This is a genomic window from Candidatus Phytoplasma mali (assembly GCF_000026205.1).
GTDB classification, from domain to species: Bacteria; Bacillota_I; Bacilli_A; order Acholeplasmatales; family Acholeplasmataceae; genus Phytoplasma; species Phytoplasma mali.
In genome coordinates, this window is the sequence record NC_011047.1 from 141,214 (window position 1) to 162,773 (window position 21,560).

A 21,560-nucleotide genomic window follows, 5' to 3' on the forward strand; every position below is an offset into this window, starting at 1 on the left:
ATTATGTTTTGATATTATAATGATTATAAAAATAAAAAAATATATTAAAATAATTATTTTATACAATTATATATTATCAAAATATTATAAAAAATTTCAATTAAAAGTAAAATTTTAAATTAATTGGTTATTAATTTCCCATAATGATTGAAATATATCATCTTTTTTACTTTCCAAAACTTCTGTAAAAGGATAAGAAATAATCTTATTATTTCTAATTCCTAAAGCAATATTAAAAAAATTTTTTCTAATCATTTCGATGGAATAAAAACCCATTAAAGTTCCTAAAATACGATCTTGAGGTAGAGGAATTCCGCCTTTTTGAGTATGACCTAAAATAGTTATTTTAGTTTCAAAACCACTAACTAATTCAATTTCTTTTGCTAAAACATTAATATCAAATTGACGTTCTGTTAATATTACAATTGCATGACTTTGTTCTTGATTTCGAAAAGATTGCATTTTTTTTAAAACATTTAGTTTACTATTATTATATTCAGGAATAATAACTAAATTATTTTCGTTACAAATAGAACTATAAAGAGCTAAATCACCTTTTTGTCTACCCATAACTTCTACTAAGGTACATCTTTTATGTGATTTAGAAGTATCTTTAATTTTATCAATAGATTCAACAATAGTATTTAAAGCTGTATGAAAACCAATAGTAAATTCAGTACCTGAAATATCATTATCAATAGTTCCTGGTATTCCAATACATTTAACACCAAAATCAATTAATTTTAAAGCACCTTTATAAGAACCATTACCGCCGATAATAATTAAAACTGAAATATCTTTATTTTTTAAATTTTGAACTGATTTTTGAATAATATTTGTATTTTCTATAAATTCAATAAAACGTGAAGTCCCTAAAAAAGTACCACCCATTCTAATAATATTTTCTACATCTTCTAATTTTAACAAATCCATTTGATTTTGATATAAACCTAAATAACCATATTTAATTCCGTAAATTGATATATTATTTTGTATGCCAACTTTAACGATACTTCTAATAGCTGCGTTCATTCCTGGTGAATCTCCGCCTGACGTTAAAACAGCTATATTCATATTATTTTATTATCCTTTTCTAAATCTTAATTAAATTATTCATTTTAAAAAAATCATAAATTTTATCTTCATCAATATGTGGAGCAATGATATTAGCATTTTCTTTAATTTGATTATATTTAGTATTACCCATAGCAATACCAATATCAGCATATTTAATCATATCAATATCATTATAACCATCACCAACACAAATCAACTGGTGTTCTGGATATATTTTTTTAATTTTTTTAATTCCGTAAAATTTATTAATACCTTTTAAAACTACATCAACACCACCATCATTCCAATAAAAAAATTGAAATTGTTTATAATTATTAATAAAATTATTAATTTTATTAATATTTTCATCTACAATCCACATCTGATAAACATTATTTGAAAGATAAAATTTATCGTCTAAAATATTCATTTTCGTACTAAAGAAATTTTTTAATTTTTCTGTAATAAATAATAAATCTTTTTTATAAAGAACAGCTTCTTGATACAAACCCACCATTCCTGTATGTAAACCTGAAGAATTTGCTTGTTTTGTAAAATATAAAACCTCTTCTTTGGAAAAAAAATTTTTATCAATAATCTTATCATTAATAATAACTACACTTCCATTTAATAAAACTAAATGTTGAAAAAAAGGCAATAATTTACCTAAAACATTTAATCTTTTTTTATTTCTACCTGTAGCAATACTTAAAATAACATTAGGATCTTGAGACAAAACTTCAATAGTCCTAATAGTTTGAGGCCAAATTTTCTTATATTTAGTACTAAAAAGTGTATTATCAATATCAAAAAAAAATATTCTTTTTGTTTTTATTTTTATCATATATCATCATCTTCTAATTTTATTTTTATAAACTTAAATATTATAAATGATTTATTAATTATTATTTATATCTGTTTTCTTTAATTTTTTCACAAATTTAAAAAATAAATATATAATAAAAAATAATAAAATTAAGTTAGAAAAAAAATTAATAAAGCCATAACCTTTCCAACCATTTTCAGAACTATTCCAACCAAGTGGCGGTACAACCAATAAACAATTACTAATGTCAGTTCTTCTAAATAACAATATCAAAGGAATTCGAATTAAAATTCTACAAAAATTAAAATACATATCTAAATTAGGTTTTTTAAAAGCTACAAAACTTTTTAACAAAATACCTTGAACAACAACAGTAAAAAAACCCGAAATACAAGAAAATAAAACAAAAAAATTAAGTTGTGCTGCATTTTGCATATAATTGCGTGAAGAATGATTGCTAAATATAAAATTATTAAAAAAACTTAATAATGAAACGCCATAAAAAAAAGCAAAAAAAGTATAAATTAAACCAAAAACAAAATTTATTATAATAGAAAGGTAAATACATTTTAAAGAACGCAAAATATTTTTATTTCCTAAATTGGCTGAAATAATCAATATAGAACTTTCCTCTAAAGAAAAACCAAATTGTAAACCAAAACCAGCTATAAAATCAGCTACTGAAATAGTAGTTAAAGAACCTGGTGCATAAAAATCAGGACGGCCAATTATTAAAAGAATAATTAATTTACCTAATTCATAAATAAATTTACTTAAAAAAATAGGATAAAATATTTTAAAAATTTTTTTTAAATAAGAAAGTTGTTCTCTAACGCTATCTTTTGTTTCTAAATCAATTAACTTTTTATTATTTTTATCTATTTTAAATAATATCATTAATTTAAACAAAAGCAACAAATTAGATATTGTCATCGCAAAAATAGTAGATAAACCTAAATGAAACATCGCTAGATCTGTGTCTTTTAAAAAAATAAATAAATAATTAAAACCAATTTTAAAAATTAAAAATAAAAAATTAGAAAAGTAAATTATTCTAATATTACCTTTTATCCTTAATAAACCTAAAAAAACACTATTAATAGACATCAAAATTCCTGAAAACATTAAACAATAATAATAACCTGAAATTTCTTTCATATCACTGCCTAATGTTTCGTTATGAGTAATATACGATAAAATGATTGATTTAAAAAAAATACCTAAAAAAGCCAAAAAACAAGAAGCAAAGATAACCATTTTTAAAGTATTTTTTATCAAAATATATACTTTTGAATAATTACCTTTGCCATATTCACGACCTATTACAACAGTAGAAGCTATAGCTAAACAAACTCCAAAATAAAAAAAAATTTGTTTAATAGAAGTTAAAATAGGTAAAATATCTGTAATTTTATTTGTTTTTTGTTTAGAAATTGCAGTAAGTGTATCTATTTGAGATGGTAATAAATTAAAAACTATATTAGTTAAAGCAATTGGTATTGCTAAAATTAAAATAATCTTCAATAAATTACCTTCTAAAATCATTTTTCTTTTATTTTTTTCTACTAATGTTATATCTGTCATTAAATTAATTAAAAAATCCTCTCTTAATAAATATTAAAAATAAAAATTTATATTTCGATAAAAAGATTAATTATTTAAAATCTTATTTTTATCTTTTAAAAAATCTTTTAAAAATATTTTATCAATTGTCATCATATTTTCTATTGGTAAATCTTTTTCATGAAACCATTTTAATTCAAGAACTTCTTTATTTAATTTTGTAATTTGACCTTGTGTTTTAGTAACTATAAAAGCCATTACTATGGGATAAACAATATCACCATTAGGATAAATAATTTTAAATTCCTTCCCGGAATATGTTTTAAAAATATGAATTTTTAAAGTATCTAAACCAGTTTCTTCTTTTAATTCTCTAATAGCTACTTCTTGGCCTGTTTCACCTAATTCCATAGATCCACCATGAAGACCCCAAATATTAAAATCTTTTCTCAATTGAAGTAAATATTTATTTTTTTCATAAACAATAATAGAGGCTCCAGGGCTAAATAAAGGATCTTTACCAATTTTTTTACGTATTTTTTTAATATAACAACACATATTAATAATTTCCTGAAACCTTTCTAAATTTTTTAAAATTTGAATTTAAATATTAAAAAAAAATTAAATTTTAAAATAAAATAATATATAATAAATATTTTATTAAATATTAAAATTAAAAAATTATTTATTTTTTTAAAAATATTCAAATTATATTAATTATACTAAAAAATTTTATATATAAAAAATAATATTATTGAAAATATTAAATTTTATTAACAGAACCAAATAACCTTATTTTTTTTTTAATAATATTTTTAATAGCTAAAAATCCTGGTTTAAATAATTTGCTCAATTCAAATCCTCTATCATTAAAATCTTTATTATAAAAAATATGTTCTCTTGTGGCTTTAGCGAAAGCCAACTGGCAAGCAGTATTAACATTAATTTTTGCAATTCCTAAAGAAATAGACTTTTTAATCATTTCATCAGGAATACCAGTACCTCCATGTAAAACTAAAGGTTTTTTATTAGTGATTTTATTTATTTTTTCTAACACTTTAAAATTTAGACCATTCCAATTTGAAGAATATTCTCCATGCATGTTGCCTATGCTAACCGCCAACATATCAATATCTAATAAAGACATTAAATGACATTGTTTAGGATCAGAAAAATCACCTTGAAAATTAAAGTCATCTTCTTCCTTACCAATACCACCAATTTCTGCTTCTAACAAAACATTTTTTTGACGACATAAATTTATAATTTCTTTAGTTTTAGTTAAATTTTGTTCAAAAGAATAACCAGAAGCACTAAACATAATAGAGTTAAAATCAGCTTCTAAAGCTTGTTTTACTCCTTCAAAACTGCCGTGATCTAAATGTAACAAAACAGGAACAGATATTTTATAAAATTCATCTAAAGATTTAACCATATTAAAAACTGTTTTAAATCCTCCCATGTAATCGGCAGCTTTTTCAGAAACACCTAAAATAATAGGAGATTTTAATTCATTTGCTGTTGTTAAAACAATTTTAGCCCATTCTAAATTATTAATATTAATTTGAGCAATACCATAACCTTTTTGATATGCATTTAATAAAAATTTTTTATTAGCGGTTAACATTTTTTCTCCTCAAAAAATAAATAAATTTTAAAATTATTTTTAAATTAATAAAAAAATAAAAAATCATTAAATTTGTTTGAATTGACTTTGATAAAGTTGATAATAAAAACCCTTTTTCGATAATAGTTCTTGATGATTACCAATCTCTTCAATTTTACCATCTCTCAAAAATAAAATTTTATCAGCATTTATAATAGTAGATAAACGATGAGCAATAACAAAAGAAGTTCTATCATTAAGTAATTTTTTTATAGCTTGTTGTAATAATAATTCTGTTCTAGTATCAATAGTAGAAGTAGCTTCATCTAAAATTAAAATACTAGGATTTCTTAAAATAGTTCTTGCAATAGTAATCATTTGCTTTTCGCCTTGAGATAAATTATCAGACTCTTCGTTAATCATTGTATAATATCCATTTGTTTTAGAATCAATAAATAAATTAATGTTAGCTTTTTTAGCGGCCGAAAACACCTCTTCATCTGTAGCTTGATTATTTCCATATTTAATATTTTCAAAAATTGTTCCATTAAAAAGCCATGTATCTTGTAAAACCATGCCAAAAATTTTTCTTAAATTATCTTTTTTAAAATTATTAATATTAATGCCATCAATAGTAATAGAACCTTTTTCTAAATCATAAAAACGCATTAATAAATTAATCAAAGTTGATTTACCTGAACCAGTAGGACCAACAATAGCAATCATTTGACCGCATTTAACTTCAAAATTAATGTTTTGTAAAATTATTTTAGTTCCATAACTAAAAGAAACATTATCAAATACAACTTTATTTTTAAAATTATTTAAAATAAAAGGTTGCTCTGATTCTGGAGATTCCTCTTCTTCTTGTAAAAATCTAAAAACTCTTTGAGAAGCAGCTTTGGCTGATTGAAATAAAACAGACATTTGTGTTAACTCACTAATTGGACTTTCTAAACACCAAACATATTTAATAAAAGCCTGAAAAATGCCTAATTTCAAAGTTGTATAAGAACCCATAAAAATCAAAGTAATTTGATTGTTAGAGTCACTCATTAAAAAACTTCCTAAAACAGATACTAAAACTACAATTAAATATGTAAAAGATTTAATAATAGGCATTAGTAAACCAGATAGTATATTAGATTTAAAAATTAATTTTTGTAAATTATTATTTTTTATTTGAAATTCTTTTATTACTTTAGATTGTTGATTATAAATCATAATTTCTTTATAACCAGTATATTTTTCCTGTAAAAAACCATTATAATCACCAAAAGTTTCAAATCTTTGAATAAAAATATTTTGTGATTTCTTAGAAAGTTTATAAATAGTAAAAAAAGATAAAGGAATAACTAATATAACAATTAATCCTAATCGCCAATTAATAGAAAACATCCAAAATGATGAAGCAATAATAAAAAAAGAAGAATAAATTAAAGTAGAACAAGTTTGTTGTAAACTATTAGAAATAATTTCAATATCATTAGTCATTCTACTCATAATATTACCTAAAGTATTTTGTTCAAAATAACTTACTGGCAATAAATGAATTTTTTTTTGAATATCTTGACGTAAATATTTAATTCCTTTATGAATAGAAGTAACTAACAATTTATTATAAAAAATGCGTAAAATAGCAACAACAATATAAAATAATAAAGTTAAAACAAGAAGAAAAATAATGTCTTTCGTTGTAAAACTATTTTTGCCCAATGCTATTTGACGTACTTTTTCAATAATAAATTTACCCTCCCATAGAGGTAAACACGAAGCAATAAAAGCAGAAATAAATATTAAACAAAAACTAATAATTAATTCTTTTTTAAAAGATTTAAAATAATAAAAAATTTTATTCATTTAAAACTCCAATAAATGCTGCGAACGAGCAAGTTCTTTATAAAATTCACATCTTTGTATCAACTCTTCGTGTTTTCCTATATCTAAAATTCTACCTTGATCTAAAACAATAATTTTATCAGAATTTAAAATAGAACTTAATCTTTGAGCTACTATAATCACAATAGAGTTTTTTTTCATTTCATAAAAAGCTTTTTTTAATTCATAATCTGTTTTATAATCTAAAGCAGAAAAGGAATCATCAAAAATATAAATATCGGGTTTTTTAACTAAAGCTCTAGCAATTGCTAATCTTTGTTTTTGACCACCAGAAAAATTATTGCCAAATTCACTAACAAATTCATTTATTTTTTCAGTTTTAGATTCAACAAAATCATACGCTTGAGATATCTTAATAGCTTCTAAAATATTTTCATCAGAAGCATTTTCTTTTCCCATATAAAGATTACTTAAAATAGTACCTTTAAATAAAAAATTTTTTTGTGAAACAAAACCAATTTTACTTCTCAAATCATCAATATTATAATCAAAAATATCAATATCATTTAACTTAATGGTGCCACTAGTAACATTATATAAACGAGGTATTAAATACATTAAAGTTGATTTTCCAGAACCAGTAGGACCTACGAAAGAAATTATTTCATTTTGATAAAAAATCAAATTAATATTATCTAATATTTTTTGATTAGAATTAGGATAACTAAAAATAACATCTTTGAATTCTATTTTTTTAATATTTTCTTTAATTTTTAAATTAACATCATTATTTTTAATAATAATTTTATATGATAAAATCTCTTCAATTCGTTTAACTGAAACTAAAGTTTTTGGAAACATCATAAACAATAATAAAAAATTCAATATAGAAAACAAAACATGAAATTGAAACTCTATACACTTAAATAAATTTCCTAAAGTAAAATTACCCGAACCTGTTGATAAATAATGTGTCCCAAAACCAATGGTTAAAATAATTGAAAAATTTACTAAAAAATAAAAAATAGGGTCAATTAAAACCAAAAAATTAAATAATTTTATAGAAAAAATACTATATTTAGTATTACATTCTTCAAAACGTTTTTCTTCATGTTTATCTTGGCACAAAGATCTCACCACTTTAAAACCAGTTAAATTTTCTCTAGTTATTAAATTAAGTTTATCTAATTGTTTTTGTTGTTCAACTGATAAATAATAAGTTTTATTTACCATAAAAATAATCATAAAAATCAAAAAAGGTATAATACATAAAATACCAAAAACTAAATGGTAATTAATCCTACATATCATAATAAAACTGCATAATACAATAATAGGTGCTACAATTGCAGCTCTATAAAAAGTAGACATAAAACTCATTATTTGATAAACATCTGATGTATTACGATTCATGATAGATGAAATACCAAATTTTTGCATTTCATAAGGAGAAAAAGTTTGGACTTTTTTAAAAATATCCATACTTAAATCATTAAAAAGTTTGGATGAAACAAAAGAAGAACAAAAATTAATAAGTAAATTACCTAAAATACCAAAAACTACTAAAATTAAAAATATTAAAAAAAGTTGATCATAACCAATTTTATCCTTACTTTGATGATCAATAATAAACTCACCAATAACAAAAGGAATGCCAATTTCACAAAAAGATATCAATAAAGCAGCTAAAATATTAAATAATAATAAAATTTTATATTTTTTTAAATATTTCCATATAATTTTCATATTTTATAACATTAATTCTTTCTTTTGATACATTATTATTTATTTCATTTTATAAAATTAAACAATAAAAATTAATTAAAATCACTAAATTTACTATTTTAATAACTTACTCAATTCTATCATTATTAAAATTTATTTTTATAATTTGTTATAAATAATAAATTAATTAAATAAAATAGAATGAAAATAAATTTATTATTTAAATTCAACATTTTTTAATAATTTTAATAAAGCTTCCCAAGATAAAATAGCACAATTAACTCTACTTTTAATATTAACCAAAAATTGAAATAGTTGAAAATCAGAATTTATATTATCTAAATTAAATTTTTTACCTTTTAACATATTAATAAAATTATTAGAAATTTTAATTACTTCTGATATATGTTTATTTTTTAATTCATTCGACATAAAATTAGCCGAAGAAATACAAATAACACAACCTTTAATTTCATATCTAAAATCTATAATCATATTACTTTTAACTTTAATTTGCAAAAAAATATAATCATCACCGCAAAAAGGATTTTCATGTTTTAAACAAAAATAACTAGAATCAGATAATAAAATTTTATTTTGTTTTTTATGATAATATTTTAATATTAAATTACGGTATATTTCATAAAATTTCGTCATTTTTAAACCTTTTGAAAAAATTTATAATTTTTTTTAAAGCATTAATCAATAAAACAACATCATTTTTATTATTATGTATACCAATAGAAATTCTTATTACGCTCGTTTGTTTAATTTTTTTTAAAATTAAGTCAGCGCATAATTTGCCAACCCTAACACAAATATTTTCTTTAGCTAAAAAAGTAACGACATCATGAGCATTAATATTTGTTAAATTAAAAGTAATAATATTATATGAATCAGGATTATAAATAATAATATTCGAGAACTTTTTTAGTTGTTCTATGGCATATTGATAAATTTTACGCTCATGATCAATAATTTTCTCAAAACCAATATCGTTAATAAATTCTAAAACTTCTTTAAAAGATATAATAGATGAAATATTATAAGTTCCTGCTTCAAATTTATTAACATTAAATTTGTATGAAAAATCATTACTATCAAATAATTCAATAATGCCACCACCAAGTAACAAGGGTTTAAGTAAATATAATAAATTATTTTTAACAAATAAAATACCTAAACCAAAAGGACCATACATTTTATGAGCCGAAAAACAAACAAAATCAACATCTAAATCACGAACATCTAAACGAAAATGGCTAACATATTGGGCTGAATCTAAAATTACTAAAGCATTACTGCTATGAGCTAAATTAGTTATTTCTTTAATAGGGGGTTTATAGCCTAAAACATTAGAAATATGAGTTAAAATAACTATTTTAGTTTTTTTATTAAAAACTTTTTTAAAATTATAAAAATTAATTTGATTATTATCATTTAAAGGAATAAAAACTAATTTAGCTTTAGTCTGTTTTGAAATTCTTAGCCAAGGTAAAAAAGAAGCATTATGTTCTAATTCTGAAATAATTATTTCATCTCCTTCTTTTAATAAATGAGATAATCCAAAAGCCAACATATTTAAAGATTCAGTTGTGCTTTTAGTAAAAATAATTTCTTCTGAACAAGAATTAATAAAATAAGCTGTTTTTTTTCTAGTTTTTTCAACTAACAAAGTATTATGTTCACTTAAATCATAAAAAGATTTAGTGCTAACGCCATTATTACAATAAAAATTTTCTAATGCTATTATCATTTTTTTTGGTTTTAGAGAAGTAGAGGCGTGATCAAAATAAACCAAATTAGGATTATTGTTAAAAATAGGAAAAAGGTATTTAAAGTCACTTTTTATCATTTTATTAAAAATCCCCCTCTCCTTATAGAAATTTAATATATTGATATTTAATTAATAATTAATAAAATTTATTTTTTGAAAATCTATTTAAAAATGATTAAAGCGTTAAATCTTTTACCTTTTTTTAATAAAATATATTTATTAAATAAAGAGTGTTTGATATTTAAAATTAATTCTGTGTCATCTACTATTTGATCAAAAATTTTAATAGCATGGTTAGAAATTAATTCTTTAGCTTTATTTTTTGAATTAGTTAATTTAGTAAATACTAAAGCTTCTAGTAAAGAAATTTTATCATTAACCTCAATATAATTTAAAGTATATTTCAAAAAATAAAAACTTTGTTCGCTTAATTGATCTTTTTTTCCTACAAATAAAGCTTGGTTAGTATTAAAACAATTTTCAAAAATTTTTTTTCCATGAATTAAAGTAATTATTTCCTTAGCTAAAATCTTTTGAGCTAATCTCTTTTGAGGGTTAACGATATTTTCTTCCTTTAAATTAATAATTTCTTTTTTAGATAGTAAAGTTAAAGATTTTAAATAATTAACTACTTCTTTATCTTCAGTATTTAAAAAATATTGATAAATTTTATAAGGAGAGGTTAATTTTTGATCTAACCATAAAACACCATCTTCACTTTTACCAAATTTGGTACCATCGGATTTTAATAATAATGCATTTGTCATGCCAACAGGTTTATCATTATCTTTAATTTTATTTATTTTTCTAATTAATTCCAATCCACTAGTAATATTTCCCCATTGATCAGAACCACCAAATTGCATTATAACATTTTTATGTTCAAATAAATATTGAAAATCTAAAGATTGTAAAACCATATAAGAAAATTCAGCATACGAAAGTCCTTTTTTTAATCTATTAGCAATTACTTCCTTAGAAAGCATATAATTAATGTTAAAAAGTTTGCCATATTTTCTTAAAAAATTAATAACATCTATTTTTGAAATCCAATCATAATTATTAACAATTTCAAAAGATATAAAAGATAAAATTTTTTTAAATTGCAAACTAATTTTATTAAAATTATCTAAAATTTGACTAGGATCTAATAATTTTCTTTCTTCTATTTTTTTGGGATCACCAATAAAACTAGTTGCCCCGCCCAATAAAACAATAGGAAAATGACCTTTTTTTTGTATCAATAAAAAAGTAATAATTTGAACCAAATGGCCTACAGTTAAAGAACCAGCTGTAGCATCAAATCCACAATAAAATTTAATCTTTTTATTACCATCTAACAATAATTTTGCTCTTTTTTCATCGCTACATTCAGTAATTAAATTGCGCCATTTTAATTCTTCAAATAAAGACACATAAATTCTCCTAATAATTTAATTAATAAATTACTTGAATATCAATAAAAATTAAAAGTGAGTTTTCGACTCACTTTTATAAAATATAAATAAAAATACAATCAATCAAGTTATTTCAATAACTTATAAAATAAAAAATATAAAATTAATTTTAAATTATTTTAATTATAACAATTATAACATAAAAATTAAAATTTTATTTTAAAATATAAAATAATTAATTAAAAATAAACAGTTTAAAAAAAAATAAAAAATTTTTGTTAGTTAAAACTTCTACTAACAAAAATTTTTTTATTAAATATATAAATTAAAGATATGTTTGGTTAATTTTTAATATCTTATTATTAAAAAATATATTTTTTTTATTTTTTATTTTCATCCAAAAATGATTGGGAATTTCAAAAATACTTTCATTAGATAAATGTTTAATATTACCAACATATTTACTGTAAATGTTAAACTTTTCATGTAATATTTTTAATAATAAAGCGGGATTAATCATATCTTTTTTACCCAAATTAATACTTAAAGGTAACATATTACGAGAAGAACTAAAATTTTTATTAACAAAATTATTTTTAAAATTATTAGTTTGAGAAATTTCTTGATAATTTCTTTTTATTGGCATTATAAGGTTTAATAATGCTTTTATAATTTGTTTATTATCAAAATTATCTAATAAATTTTTTATTAATTCATCATTAATATCTTCTTGCGGATTATTTTTAATCATTTCAAAAATTTTTTCTTGAAAATTTTTTAATTTTTTTTCTTGAATATCTTTTACCTTAGGTATGGTTTTAAAAATTAATTTTTCTTTTAAATAATTTTCTAAACTTTTCAATTGGGATAATTTACTTGGAGCAACAAAACTATATGCTAAACCTTTTAAACCTGCTCTCCCAGTTCTACCTATACGATGAACATAAATTTCATTTTGGCGGGATAAATCATAATTAATAACCATAGTAATAGAAGAAATATCAATACCTCTAGCTGCAACATCAGTAGCTATTAAAATTTTAATTTTTTGATTACGAAAATTATTCATAACTTGTTGTCTTTGATTTTGTTTTAAGTCACCATGAAGAAAATCAACTGAAAAATTATTTTCTTGTAAATAAGCGTTAATTTCATCAACATCTTTTTTTGTATTTGCAAAAATAATAACTGAATTAGGATTTTCTAAATCTAATAAACGAACTAATAATTTTAATTTATCAAATTCTTTAACTAAAAAATAAAATTGTTGTACTGAACTAACAGCAATGTTTTTTTGATAAACTTTTAAAACTTTAGGATTATTTTGATATTTATTAGCTATTTTTTGAATAGTAGGCGGTAAAGTAGCGGAAAATAAAACTGTTTGTCTTTTTTTTGGTATTTTTTGTAAAATAGTTTCTAGTGCTTCTTGAAAACCCATATTTAACATTTCATCAGCTTCATCTAAAGTTAAAATTTTTAATCCTGAAAAATCAATTTTTTTTCTTTCTAAAAGATCGATAACTCTCCCAGGGGTTGCAATAATTATATGAGGTTTAGTCTCTAATACTTTAAATTGTTTAATATAAGATTCACCCCCATAAATAACAGCGATTTTTATTTCTACATAAAATTTAATTAATTTTTTAAATTCTTGAAAAACTTGGAGAGCTAATTCTCTCGTTGGACACAAAATTAAACTTTGTGTTTGTTTTATATTAAGATCAATTTTTTCAATAATAGGTATTCCAAAAGCAAAAGTTTTACCTGTACCAGTTTGAGCTTGACCGATTATATCATAACCTTCAATCATTTCACTAATTACTAAATTTTGAATAGCGGTAGGTTTTAAAAAATTTAATTCTTTTAAAGCTTTTTGTGTTTGTGGTAAAATATTAAAGTTTTCAAATAAAATATCCATTGTTACCTCTTTTTTATATTTATAAAATGTATTTTTTTATCTTTAATAAAGATAAATTTAGTTTACACCTTTATTTATTATAACAAATTAAAATAAAAAAATGAAGTAATTTTAAAAAACTATCTTATGTAAGATAGTTTTTTATCAATTTCTATTTCTAAACAAACATAAACAATAAATAAATTGTAAAATAGTTTAAAAAATATAAAAAAGAATAATTTGAAAACCAAAAGTTAATTGTTATTAGTATTTCAATGGTAACCATGAATTAATAATTAGTTCAATGTTTACAAAATCAATAACCAAACTAAAAATAATAATGATACCAAAAAAAATTAACCGCTTGTTCTTTATTATTATTTGTAATAATAAAGATTATATTCAAAATCATAATAAAAATAATTGAAATAATGACAAATAAAAAATATTTAAAATAATCATAAAATAAAAAAATATTATTTTACTATCTGTTAAAATATTTGTTTTATTTTTTGTAAAAATTTGGCTTTTTTGCTGCATAAATAAAAAAAAAGATGTTTTTTTATTTTAAAAATAAAAGTTAAATTTTTTGATTTTTATTATCAATAATATTAATATCTTTAATAAAATTTTCAAACGTTTCATCAAATTGTTGATTAATTAAAGTTTCGATTAATCTTATTTGCATCGATTAAATTTTTCATATTTAACACTCCTTTTTATTAATTTTTAATTAATTAATAAAATAATTTAATTATGCAAATTTTTGATTAAAATTTTTGATGGTTTTTTAAAATTCGGTAAATTTAAAAATATTATTACTTATTTGAGAAATTAATTTTTTAGTAATTTGAATAAAATTTTTAATTCGCGATTATATTTTTTTTTTTTTTAGTTTCGAAATCTTCAAAATAATAATTTAAATAATTTTTATTAAATTTTTTATTAATTAAATTTTCTACTAATTTTTCACATTCTAAATCAGATAATGATTTAAATTCCAATATATAAATCTATTTTTTTTATTTAAAATTAATTAATATTTTTTTTATTTTAAATTTTTTTAATCATTTTTAATAATATATTTCCCCTCTTTTTTTGTGTAAATTTTTACTAAACACAATCAATCAATAAATAATAAAAAGATAGGTGATTCTTTTTAGCAAACTATTTATCAATAGATTCTATGTGATAAAAATTAACATATACTCAATTTAGATAACAAAAAAAGCTAAAATGTTTTTTTTAATAAACAATTTAGCTTGTTTTAAAAGCGTAATTTATTTTATTTTTTGTGTTTTCTGGTAATACCAAAAAGCGGGTCACTGCAGTACACAGAGATGCATAATTTTGAGTACAACGATTAGCATAAAAAGAAGCAGACATTTCTCTAAATAATTATTATTTTTTGTATAAATTCTATTGCGATTGTATCAAAAGATTGTACATCTAATAATTTATTTACTAAACCTTCTTTTAGTAAATATATTTCTAACACAATAATTCCACCTAAAAAAGAAACTTAAATGCCTTTTTTGTAACATTTATTTTTTTAACATAATTAAAGAATCTTTAATAATTAAATTACATCGATTGATAACAAAAGTCTCTAAAAGTATTTAAAACTACTTTTTAAATTCTTTTTTCAAACTGTATAATAAAAGGAGTTTTGATCGAAATATTAATTTTTTTCTGTATTAATTTCGATAGTTACAGAGACATCACTTGAATATCAATAAACACAAAAAGCCATTTTTTTTATTAAAATAGGAACATTATTTTTACATGCAATCACAACAACCTCTTTTATAAACTATTTTTTTGACTTTTTCAACATAATTTTTAGCTAAATCAAAAATTTCTTGATCTGTAGTTTGAATATTTGCTCCTCCTAATTTACCAGTTATACCAACTGCATAAACACCAGCATCAAAATAATCATCAATATTATCTAAATAAATGCCACCAGTAGCTAAAATTTTAAAATTATTAGGAAAAGGATTTGAAATTAATTTTAATGTTTCTATTGATAAAGAAACAGCAGGGTAAAATTTTAATAATTGTGCGCCTTTTTGATAAGCTTGATACATCTCATTAACAGTCATAACCCCAGGGGCATATAAAATATCATTTTCTAAAGACCATTTTAAAATTTCCTTTGTAAAAACAGGTGATACCAAATATTGAGCTCCAGCCTGCACAGCTTTTTTTGCTTCTTCTAAAATTAAAACGGTTCCTGCTCCAACAATTACTTCTGGATATTTTTTTCTAGTTTCTGTAATTATTTGATAAACATTTGGAGTAGTTAAAGTTATTTCTATAAATTTAAAACCACTGTTAATAGTATTTTGAATTATTCTTTTAGCATTATCAGAATCATTAGTCCTAATTATTACAGACAAAGGATCCTCATTTAAAAGACGTAAATGTTTTTTTATATTCTTCATTTTATTAAATTTCCTCTATGATATTATTCTTAAAATAAATTATTACAATTTTATTTTATAATATTTTTTTAAATTTAATAAAAATTATTGAACTTTTTTTATTTTTTCATTTAATTAAGTTAAATGATTTTATTTTTTTAATTTTTATTTAATTTTATAAAAAAAAAACCTATAAAAGCGTTCTAATTAAATAAATTTATTTAGTTTTTTTCAAAAGTCTAAATTTTTGTTAAAAATCTAATATTAGTAATTATAAAAACCAAAATTATAAAAAATATTAAATGGAGGCCCTGAACGGATTCGAACCGATGATCAAGCTTTTGCAGAGCCATGCCTTACCGCTTGGCTACAGGGCCTAATATTCATAAATATAACATAAAAAAAATAAAAAAAAATATAAATATATTAAAAATGATTATTATAATTTTACTTAGATTTAATTTTATTTTTCTTTTATCATAAGTATTATATTAAAAAAAAAAAATATTTCCAAATATTTTAAAATAAATAAAAAACTATATTTATAATAATAAATATAGTTTTTTATTTCTTCTCTTTATGAATAGTATATTTACGTAAAAAAGGGCAATACTTTTTAAATTTTAAAAGAGGTGTAGATTTTTTTTTATCAGTATGATAATTTTCTCTACCACATTCCATACATATTAATTTCACTAAAACACGCATATTACAATATTTTCCTTTTTAAAAAAAATTTTATAAATATTTTATTTTAATCATATTCGCTTAAAAAGTGTTTTTTAATAAATAAAAAAATATAAGTAAAAAAAGTAGTTAAACTGAATAAAATTCCTATATATCTAGAAGTTTTTTTATATCCTATATATTTAAATTCAACTATTTTCAATTGCTTATGCTTATCAGAAGATGGAATTGTTTTTCCTTCGAAGGGAGAGAAAAAAAAATAAGGATAATATTGAATAGGATCTTTTTTAATTTCTTGCTTCTTAAAAGAATTTTCAATAAAATTAAAGTAACCATAAAATAAAAAAAATAAAGCATAAATACTAGGATGAATTAAAGCAATCCAAATATTTTTATAAGAAATTGTTTTTTTTGTATAAACAAAATAAAAAAACAAAAAAAATATTGGATTAATAGTATGTTCTAATTGAGATAAAAAATTTTTTAAATTTGGGTGGTGATAAAATTTTACAAAACTGCTTCCTTTATTAATAATAAAATGATAAATCATACCAGTCATCATAATATCAATCAAGCCAATAAAAACTAAATAAATATACCAATCATAATTTTTTGTTTTAAAAAAATATAATAAATAAATGATAAAAATTAGTATATTACTTTGTTTAGTGAAAAACCAAATTAATGAAATAGGAGTATCAAAAGGATAAAAACCTTTGTCATATTTAAATTGAGTTGTTTTATCTGTTTGATTATAAGATCTATTATTATTGATTGTTTTCTCAAAATCTTTAATAATTTTAATATCTTGTAAATTACAAATATTTAAAAAAAAACTAAGAGAAGCAAATAAAACAAAAAAAAATAATATATGATTCTTATATTTATATTTTAAATATAAAAACTTTTTAAAAAACATTTATTAATTCCTTTAATATTGATATAAATTTAATTATTAATTATTAATAATTAATAGTAAAAATATAAATTAATTCTTTTTATTTTTTGAAAATACAGGTTTAATAACGTTTTGATTTAAAGATTCCGGATAGGGATAAGATTTTTCTCTCATTTTTTTAAATAAAACATAAATAACGCCTGATTCAAAATCAATACGAGTAACTACCCCTATTTCTTTTTCATTATCAACTTTTACTTTTTCACCTATTAAAAAAGTTTTTTTATTATCTAACACTAAATTATAAAACCTTTCTATTAAAAATTTTTTAAATCATCATTAAAAATAATTATAACTTCATAAACAATATTTAAAAAATAATAGATCAATTTTTAAAATAAAATAAACTTTTTTAAAAAATACAAATTAAATAAAAATAAATAAAATTTATAATTTTTTTTTAATTTGAATAAAAACATCTTTAAATCTTTTACTCATTTTAAAAGAAGGAATTTTTTTAGCAGGAATTTTAATTATCTCTCTTGTTTTTGGATGTTTTCCTTCACGCTCACTCCTTGTTTTTACACAAAAAGTACCAAAACCAGTAATCAAAATTTTTTCGTTTTGTAACAAATTTATTCTGATAACATCAATAACAGCGTTTATAATTTTTTTTCCTTCTTTTTCAGTAGTTTCTAATTTATCAGATAACTGCTTTATAAATTCAATTTTATTCATTAAATAAAATTCTCCTTTATTTATATTTTTTTATATATAAAACTATCAAAATAGATTATAACATAAAAAATATTTAAATTCAAAAATTATTAATAAAATAAAGCAATTTTAAAATATTTTTTCTAATTTTAAAGGTCTTTTTAATAAATTATTCAATATTATTTTAATAGACTTATAATTAAAAATCATTTGATAAGCTTCTTTTACTATTGGCAAATCTATTTTTTTTTCTAAAGACAAATTATAAAAAGCTTTTAAATTATTAATTCCTTCAATTGATTGAGAAGAATTTTTAATAATGTCTTTTATCTCCATACCTAATCCAATTTTTTTACCTGCTTGATAATTTCTGGAATTCTCATTAAAAGCAGTAACTATTAAATCTCCTAATCCTGTTAATCCAAAAACAGTTTGTTTATCACCTTTGAAAAAATCAACTACCTTTGCCATTTCTAATAAACCTCTCGAAATAAAACCAGCTTGAAAATTATAACCAAAATCAAAACTATCTAAAACACCACTAATTAAAGCTAAAACATTTTTAAAAGCGCTACAAATTTCTACACCATATAAATCATTTGAAGAATAAACTCTTAAATAATTATAATTATAAAAAATTTTTTGCACCTTACAAGCAAATGAAAAATCCAAAGATGCTGCCACTAATAAAGTTAATTTCCTTAAAATAACATCTTCAGCATGAGATGGACCCATGACACAAGCATAATTTTTAATATTTTGAATTGTTATTTCTTCTTGAACAATTTGATAAATAATTTTGTAATTTTCAATTTCCATACCTTTAGAAACATTAATAAAATATTTAGGTTGTGATATAATTTTGTTAATTTTTCTTAAAGTTAAACGCATAACTCTAGTTGGTAAACATAAAACAATAAAATCTGAAAATTCTAAAGTTTCGCTTAAAGAAACAGTAGCTTTTACATCTTTTAAAATCTGATTAAAAATCGGATGTATGCCATTATTAATTTTATTAACGTATTCTAAATTTATCTCATTAATTAATATTTGATGATTATTATCAGTTAAAAGTTGAGCTAAAGTCGAACCCCACGCTCCTCCGCCAATAATAGATATTTTCATAAGTCTTTTATTTCCTTTGGTTTAAATATAATTTTTAATGGAACTCCTTCTAAATTTAAATTTTTTCTAAATTGATTTTTTAAAAATCTTTCATAAGAAAAATGAATAAATTTAGGATTATTAACAAAACAAACAAATTCTGGAAATTTATTTTTAGTTTGGGTAATATAATTAAATTTCGCTTTACCTTTATTAAAAGAAGATATTGAATGTATTAAAACAGACTCTTGTAAAATATTATTTAAAATATAATTGGAAAATTTTTGTGTATAATTTAAAAAAATTTGGTTCAAAAGATTCAATAATTTTTCTTTTTTATTTTTATTTTCATTTTTAGCAGATAAAAAAACAATAGGAACATAATTCAAAAATTGAAACTCATTTCTAATTTTATTTATAAAATATTTAGTTTGATCATAATCTTCTGTTTTTATTAAATCCCATTTATTAACAATAATAATACAAGCTTTATTATATTCTAAAATTAAACCTGCTATATTTTTATCTTGTTCAGATATACCTCTATCAGCATCTAAAACTAAACATGCAATATCAGAACGTCCTAAAGCACTTAAAGCCCTTAAAACACTATATTTATCTTCTTTTTCGTAAATTTTTCCTCTTTTTTTGATGCCAGCCGTATCAATTACTTGATAAATTTTTTCCCCTTTTTGAAAAAAAGTATCAACAGCATCAGTTGTAGTTCCAGCAATATCGGATACAACCATTCTTTCTTGTGATAAAATCATGTTAGTTAAAGTAGATTTACCTACATTAGGACGACCCAACAAGCAAAATTTAATAACTGAATCTTTTGAAAAATATTCTTTCTTGTGATGAAAAAAAATTATTTTATCTAATAAATCACCTATACCAATTCCATGATTGGCACTAACAATCTGAATATTTTTAAAACCTAAAGAATAAAAATCATAAGTATTAGATAATAAATCTTTATTATCAATCTTATTAATTACTAAAATAACAGGTTTTTTTGTTTTAAGTAAAATTTTAGAAATATAAATATCACCTTGATTTCCAAAAATACGTCCATCAACAACAAATAAAATTAAATTAGCTTCATCAATTGCTAATTGAACTTGATATTTAATTTGTTTTAAAAAAGGAGTATTTTTAATTTCTATACCGCCTGTATCAATAATATCGAAACTTTTTGTTAACCAATCTGCTTGAGCATAAATTCTGTCTCTAGTAATTCCAGGTTTATCATGAACAATTGATAAACGTTTTTTCAAAATACGATTAAATATACTGGATTTACCAACATTAGGTCTGCCTACGATAGCAACTTTAAAATTCATTTTGATTTAATAATTTCTTTTTATGTAAAATTAAATTATGAATTTGATTAACTGTTTCGATAATATTAATGTCTGTGGTATCTAATAAAATAGCGTCTTCAGCTTTTTTTAAAGGAGAAATAAGGCGGTTAAAATCTTTGTGATCGCGTAATTTAATATTATTAGTTATTTTTTGTAATTCATTAACACTTTTGTTACTTTTAAATTCATTTACTCTACGTAAAATCCTTTGTTCAATATTGGCTGTTAAAAAAATTTTTAAATCTGCATTTGGCATTACTATAGTCCCGATATCTCTACCATCCATAATTAAATAAGGATTGTTTTTTATAATTTCTTGTTGCAATAATAAAAGTTTTTGTCTAATAAAAGGTAAAGAAGCTACTAAAGATACTTTATTATCGATTTCTATTCTTTTTAGTTTTATCTCTAAACACATTTTTTGATAATTGCAATAAATATGATTTTTTTCATAATAAATATTGCAATTATTTAATAAAAGTTTTAAATAATTTTCTTCAGTTATTTGTGCCCAATTTACTTTATTTTTAATCAAATATAATGTAATAACACGAAACATTAAACCAGTATCAATATGAACACAATTTAATTTTTCAGCAATTAATTTACAAATGGTACTTTTACCAGATGCCGCCGGCCCATCAATAGCTATTTTAAATCCTTTCATAAAAAACT

Annotated in this window: 20 protein-coding genes and 1 tRNA gene; all 21 read right to left on the reverse strand. The window is 20.8% G+C overall.

Annotated elements, in window-relative coordinates; all coding sequences use genetic code 11:
• Window positions 1–114: 114 nt before the first annotated feature.
• Window positions 115–1,074, reverse strand: coding sequence for an ATP-dependent 6-phosphofructokinase (locus ATP_RS00525; RefSeq protein WP_012504260.1), 960 nt, complete (start codon window positions 1,072–1,074; stop codon window positions 115–117).
• Window positions 1,075–1,093: 19 nt separating this feature from the next.
• A complete protein-coding gene (locus ATP_RS00530) occupies window positions 1,094–1,900 on the reverse strand; it encodes an HAD family hydrolase (RefSeq protein WP_012504261.1) in 807 nt (268 codons plus the stop codon).
• A 54-nt stretch (window positions 1,901–1,954) separates the two neighbouring features.
• A complete protein-coding gene (locus ATP_RS00535) occupies window positions 1,955–3,466 on the reverse strand; it encodes an MATE family efflux transporter (protein ID WP_012504262.1) in 1,512 nt (503 codons plus the stop codon).
• Window positions 3,467–3,532: 66 nt separating this feature from the next.
• Complete coding sequence (locus tag ATP_RS00540) at window positions 3,533–4,003, reverse strand: NUDIX hydrolase (protein WP_012504263.1); 471 nt, start codon at window positions 4,001–4,003, stop codon at window positions 3,533–3,535.
• Window positions 4,004–4,208: 205 nt separating this feature from the next.
• On the reverse strand, window positions 4,209–5,072 hold the full coding sequence (locus ATP_RS00545) for a ketose-bisphosphate aldolase (RefSeq protein ID WP_012504264.1): 864 nt from the start codon (window positions 5,070–5,072) through the stop codon (window positions 4,209–4,211).
• Window positions 5,073–5,138: 66 nt separating this feature from the next.
• Window positions 5,139–6,911 (reverse strand): ABC transporter ATP-binding protein, encoded by a 1,773-nt coding sequence (locus tag ATP_RS02905; RefSeq protein WP_012504265.1) that lies wholly within the window; start codon window positions 6,909–6,911, stop codon window positions 5,139–5,141.
• A complete protein-coding gene (locus tag ATP_RS02910; RefSeq protein ID WP_012504266.1) occupies window positions 6,912–8,636 on the reverse strand; it encodes an ABC transporter ATP-binding protein in 1,725 nt (574 codons plus the stop codon).
• A gap of 195 nt (window positions 8,637–8,831) precedes the next feature.
• Window positions 8,832–9,272 (reverse strand): Fe-S cluster assembly sulfur transfer protein SufU, encoded by a 441-nt coding sequence (sufU, locus tag ATP_RS00560; RefSeq protein ID WP_012504267.1) that lies wholly within the window; start codon window positions 9,270–9,272, stop codon window positions 8,832–8,834.
• Complete coding sequence (locus ATP_RS00565) at window positions 9,256–10,470, reverse strand: aminotransferase class V-fold PLP-dependent enzyme (protein ID WP_012504268.1); 1,215 nt, start codon at window positions 10,468–10,470, stop codon at window positions 9,256–9,258. Before ATP_RS00565 ends, sufU begins: the two co-directional genes overlap by 17 nt.
• 83 nt (window positions 10,471–10,553) lie before the next feature.
• The gene (tyrS, locus tag ATP_RS00570; RefSeq protein ID WP_012504269.1) at window positions 10,554–11,807 is read right to left on the reverse strand and encodes a tyrosine--tRNA ligase; all 1,254 of its coding nucleotides are present in this window, start codon (window positions 11,805–11,807) and stop codon (window positions 10,554–10,556) included.
• Between the two features lie 307 nt (window positions 11,808–12,114).
• Window positions 12,115–13,710 carry a DEAD/DEAH box helicase gene (locus ATP_RS00575; protein WP_012504270.1) on the reverse strand — a complete coding sequence of 532 codons (1,596 nt, stop codon included), beginning with the start codon at window positions 13,708–13,710 and terminating at the stop codon, window positions 12,115–12,117.
• Between the two features lie 842 nt (window positions 13,711–14,552).
• A complete protein-coding gene (locus tag ATP_RS02880) occupies window positions 14,553–14,693 on the reverse strand; it encodes a hypothetical protein (RefSeq protein WP_158300318.1) in 141 nt (46 codons plus the stop codon).
• 777 nt (window positions 14,694–15,470) lie between these two features.
• Complete coding sequence (locus ATP_RS00580; protein ID WP_012504271.1) at window positions 15,471–16,136, reverse strand: bifunctional 4-hydroxy-2-oxoglutarate aldolase/2-dehydro-3-deoxy-phosphogluconate aldolase; 666 nt, start codon at window positions 16,134–16,136, stop codon at window positions 15,471–15,473.
• Between the two features lie 282 nt (window positions 16,137–16,418).
• A tRNA-Cys gene (locus tag ATP_RS00585) sits at window positions 16,419–16,492 on the reverse strand.
• Window positions 16,493–16,679: 187 nt separating this feature from the next.
• Window positions 16,680–16,823 (reverse strand): 50S ribosomal protein L33, encoded by a 144-nt coding sequence (rpmG, locus tag ATP_RS00590; RefSeq protein ID WP_041186055.1) that lies wholly within the window; start codon window positions 16,821–16,823, stop codon window positions 16,680–16,682.
• Between the two features lie 46 nt (window positions 16,824–16,869).
• A complete protein-coding gene (locus ATP_RS02760) occupies window positions 16,870–17,721 on the reverse strand; it encodes a hypothetical protein (protein WP_012504272.1) in 852 nt (283 codons plus the stop codon).
• Between the two features lie 69 nt (window positions 17,722–17,790).
• The gene (locus ATP_RS00600; protein WP_012504273.1) at window positions 17,791–17,997 is read right to left on the reverse strand and encodes a hypothetical protein; all 207 of its coding nucleotides are present in this window, start codon (window positions 17,995–17,997) and stop codon (window positions 17,791–17,793) included.
• A gap of 150 nt (window positions 17,998–18,147) precedes the next feature.
• A complete protein-coding gene (locus ATP_RS00605) occupies window positions 18,148–18,438 on the reverse strand; it encodes an HU family DNA-binding protein (protein ID WP_012504274.1) in 291 nt (96 codons plus the stop codon).
• 108 nt (window positions 18,439–18,546) lie between these two features.
• Complete coding sequence (locus tag ATP_RS00610) at window positions 18,547–19,542, reverse strand: NAD(P)H-dependent glycerol-3-phosphate dehydrogenase (RefSeq protein WP_012504275.1); 996 nt, start codon at window positions 19,540–19,542, stop codon at window positions 18,547–18,549.
• A complete protein-coding gene (der, locus tag ATP_RS00615; protein ID WP_012504276.1) occupies window positions 19,539–20,864 on the reverse strand; it encodes a ribosome biogenesis GTPase Der in 1,326 nt (441 codons plus the stop codon). Before der ends, ATP_RS00610 begins: the two co-directional genes overlap by 4 nt.
• The gene (cmk, locus tag ATP_RS00620; protein ID WP_012504277.1) at window positions 20,854–21,552 is read right to left on the reverse strand and encodes a (d)CMP kinase; all 699 of its coding nucleotides are present in this window, start codon (window positions 21,550–21,552) and stop codon (window positions 20,854–20,856) included. The genes der and cmk overlap by 11 nt, the downstream gene beginning before the upstream one ends.
• Window positions 21,553–21,560: the final 8 nt, after the last annotated feature.

Coding starts and splice junctions, on each gene's coding strand:
- ATP_RS00525 (WP_012504260.1), bottom strand. CDS start 1,074: ATGAATATAGCTGTTTTAACGTCAGGCGGAGATTCACCAGGAATGAAC.
- ATP_RS00530 (WP_012504261.1), bottom strand. CDS start 1,900: ATGATAAAAATAAAAACAAAAAGAATATTTTTTTTTGATATTGATAAT.
- ATP_RS00535 (WP_012504262.1), bottom strand. CDS start 3,466: ATGACAGATATAACATTAGTAGAAAAAAATAAAAGAAAAATGATTTTA.
- ATP_RS00540 (WP_012504263.1), bottom strand. CDS start 4,003: ATGTGTTGTTATATTAAAAAAATACGTAAAAAAATTGGTAAAGATCCT.
- ATP_RS00545 (WP_012504264.1), bottom strand. CDS start 5,072: ATGTTAACCGCTAATAAAAAATTTTTATTAAATGCATATCAAAAAGGT.
- ATP_RS02905 (WP_012504265.1), bottom strand. CDS start 6,911: ATGAATAAAATTTTTTATTATTTTAAATCTTTTAAAAAAGAATTAATT.
- ATP_RS02910 (WP_012504266.1), bottom strand. CDS start 8,636: ATGAAAATTATATGGAAATATTTAAAAAAATATAAAATTTTATTATTA.
- sufU (WP_012504267.1), bottom strand. CDS start 9,272: ATGACGAAATTTTATGAAATATACCGTAATTTAATATTAAAATATTAT.
- ATP_RS00565 (WP_012504268.1), bottom strand. CDS start 10,470: ATGATAAAAAGTGACTTTAAATACCTTTTTCCTATTTTTAACAATAAT.
- ATP_RS00575 (WP_012504270.1), bottom strand. CDS start 13,710: ATGGATATTTTATTTGAAAACTTTAATATTTTACCACAAACACAAAAA.
- ATP_RS00580 (WP_012504271.1), bottom strand. CDS start 16,136: ATGAAGAATATAAAAAAACATTTACGTCTTTTAAATGAGGATCCTTTG.
- rpmG (WP_041186055.1), bottom strand. CDS start 16,823: ATGCGTGTTTTAGTGAAATTAATATGTATGGAATGTGGTAGAGAAAAT.
- ATP_RS02760 (WP_012504272.1), bottom strand. CDS start 17,721: ATGTTTTTTAAAAAGTTTTTATATTTAAAATATAAATATAAGAATCAT.
- ATP_RS00605 (WP_012504274.1), bottom strand. CDS start 18,438: ATGAATAAAATTGAATTTATAAAGCAGTTATCTGATAAATTAGAAACT.
- ATP_RS00610 (WP_012504275.1), bottom strand. CDS start 19,542: ATGAAAATATCTATTATTGGCGGAGGAGCGTGGGGTTCGACTTTAGCT.
- der (WP_012504276.1), bottom strand. CDS start 20,864: ATGAATTTTAAAGTTGCTATCGTAGGCAGACCTAATGTTGGTAAATCC.
- cmk (WP_012504277.1), bottom strand. CDS start 21,552: ATGAAAGGATTTAAAATAGCTATTGATGGGCCGGCGGCATCTGGTAAA.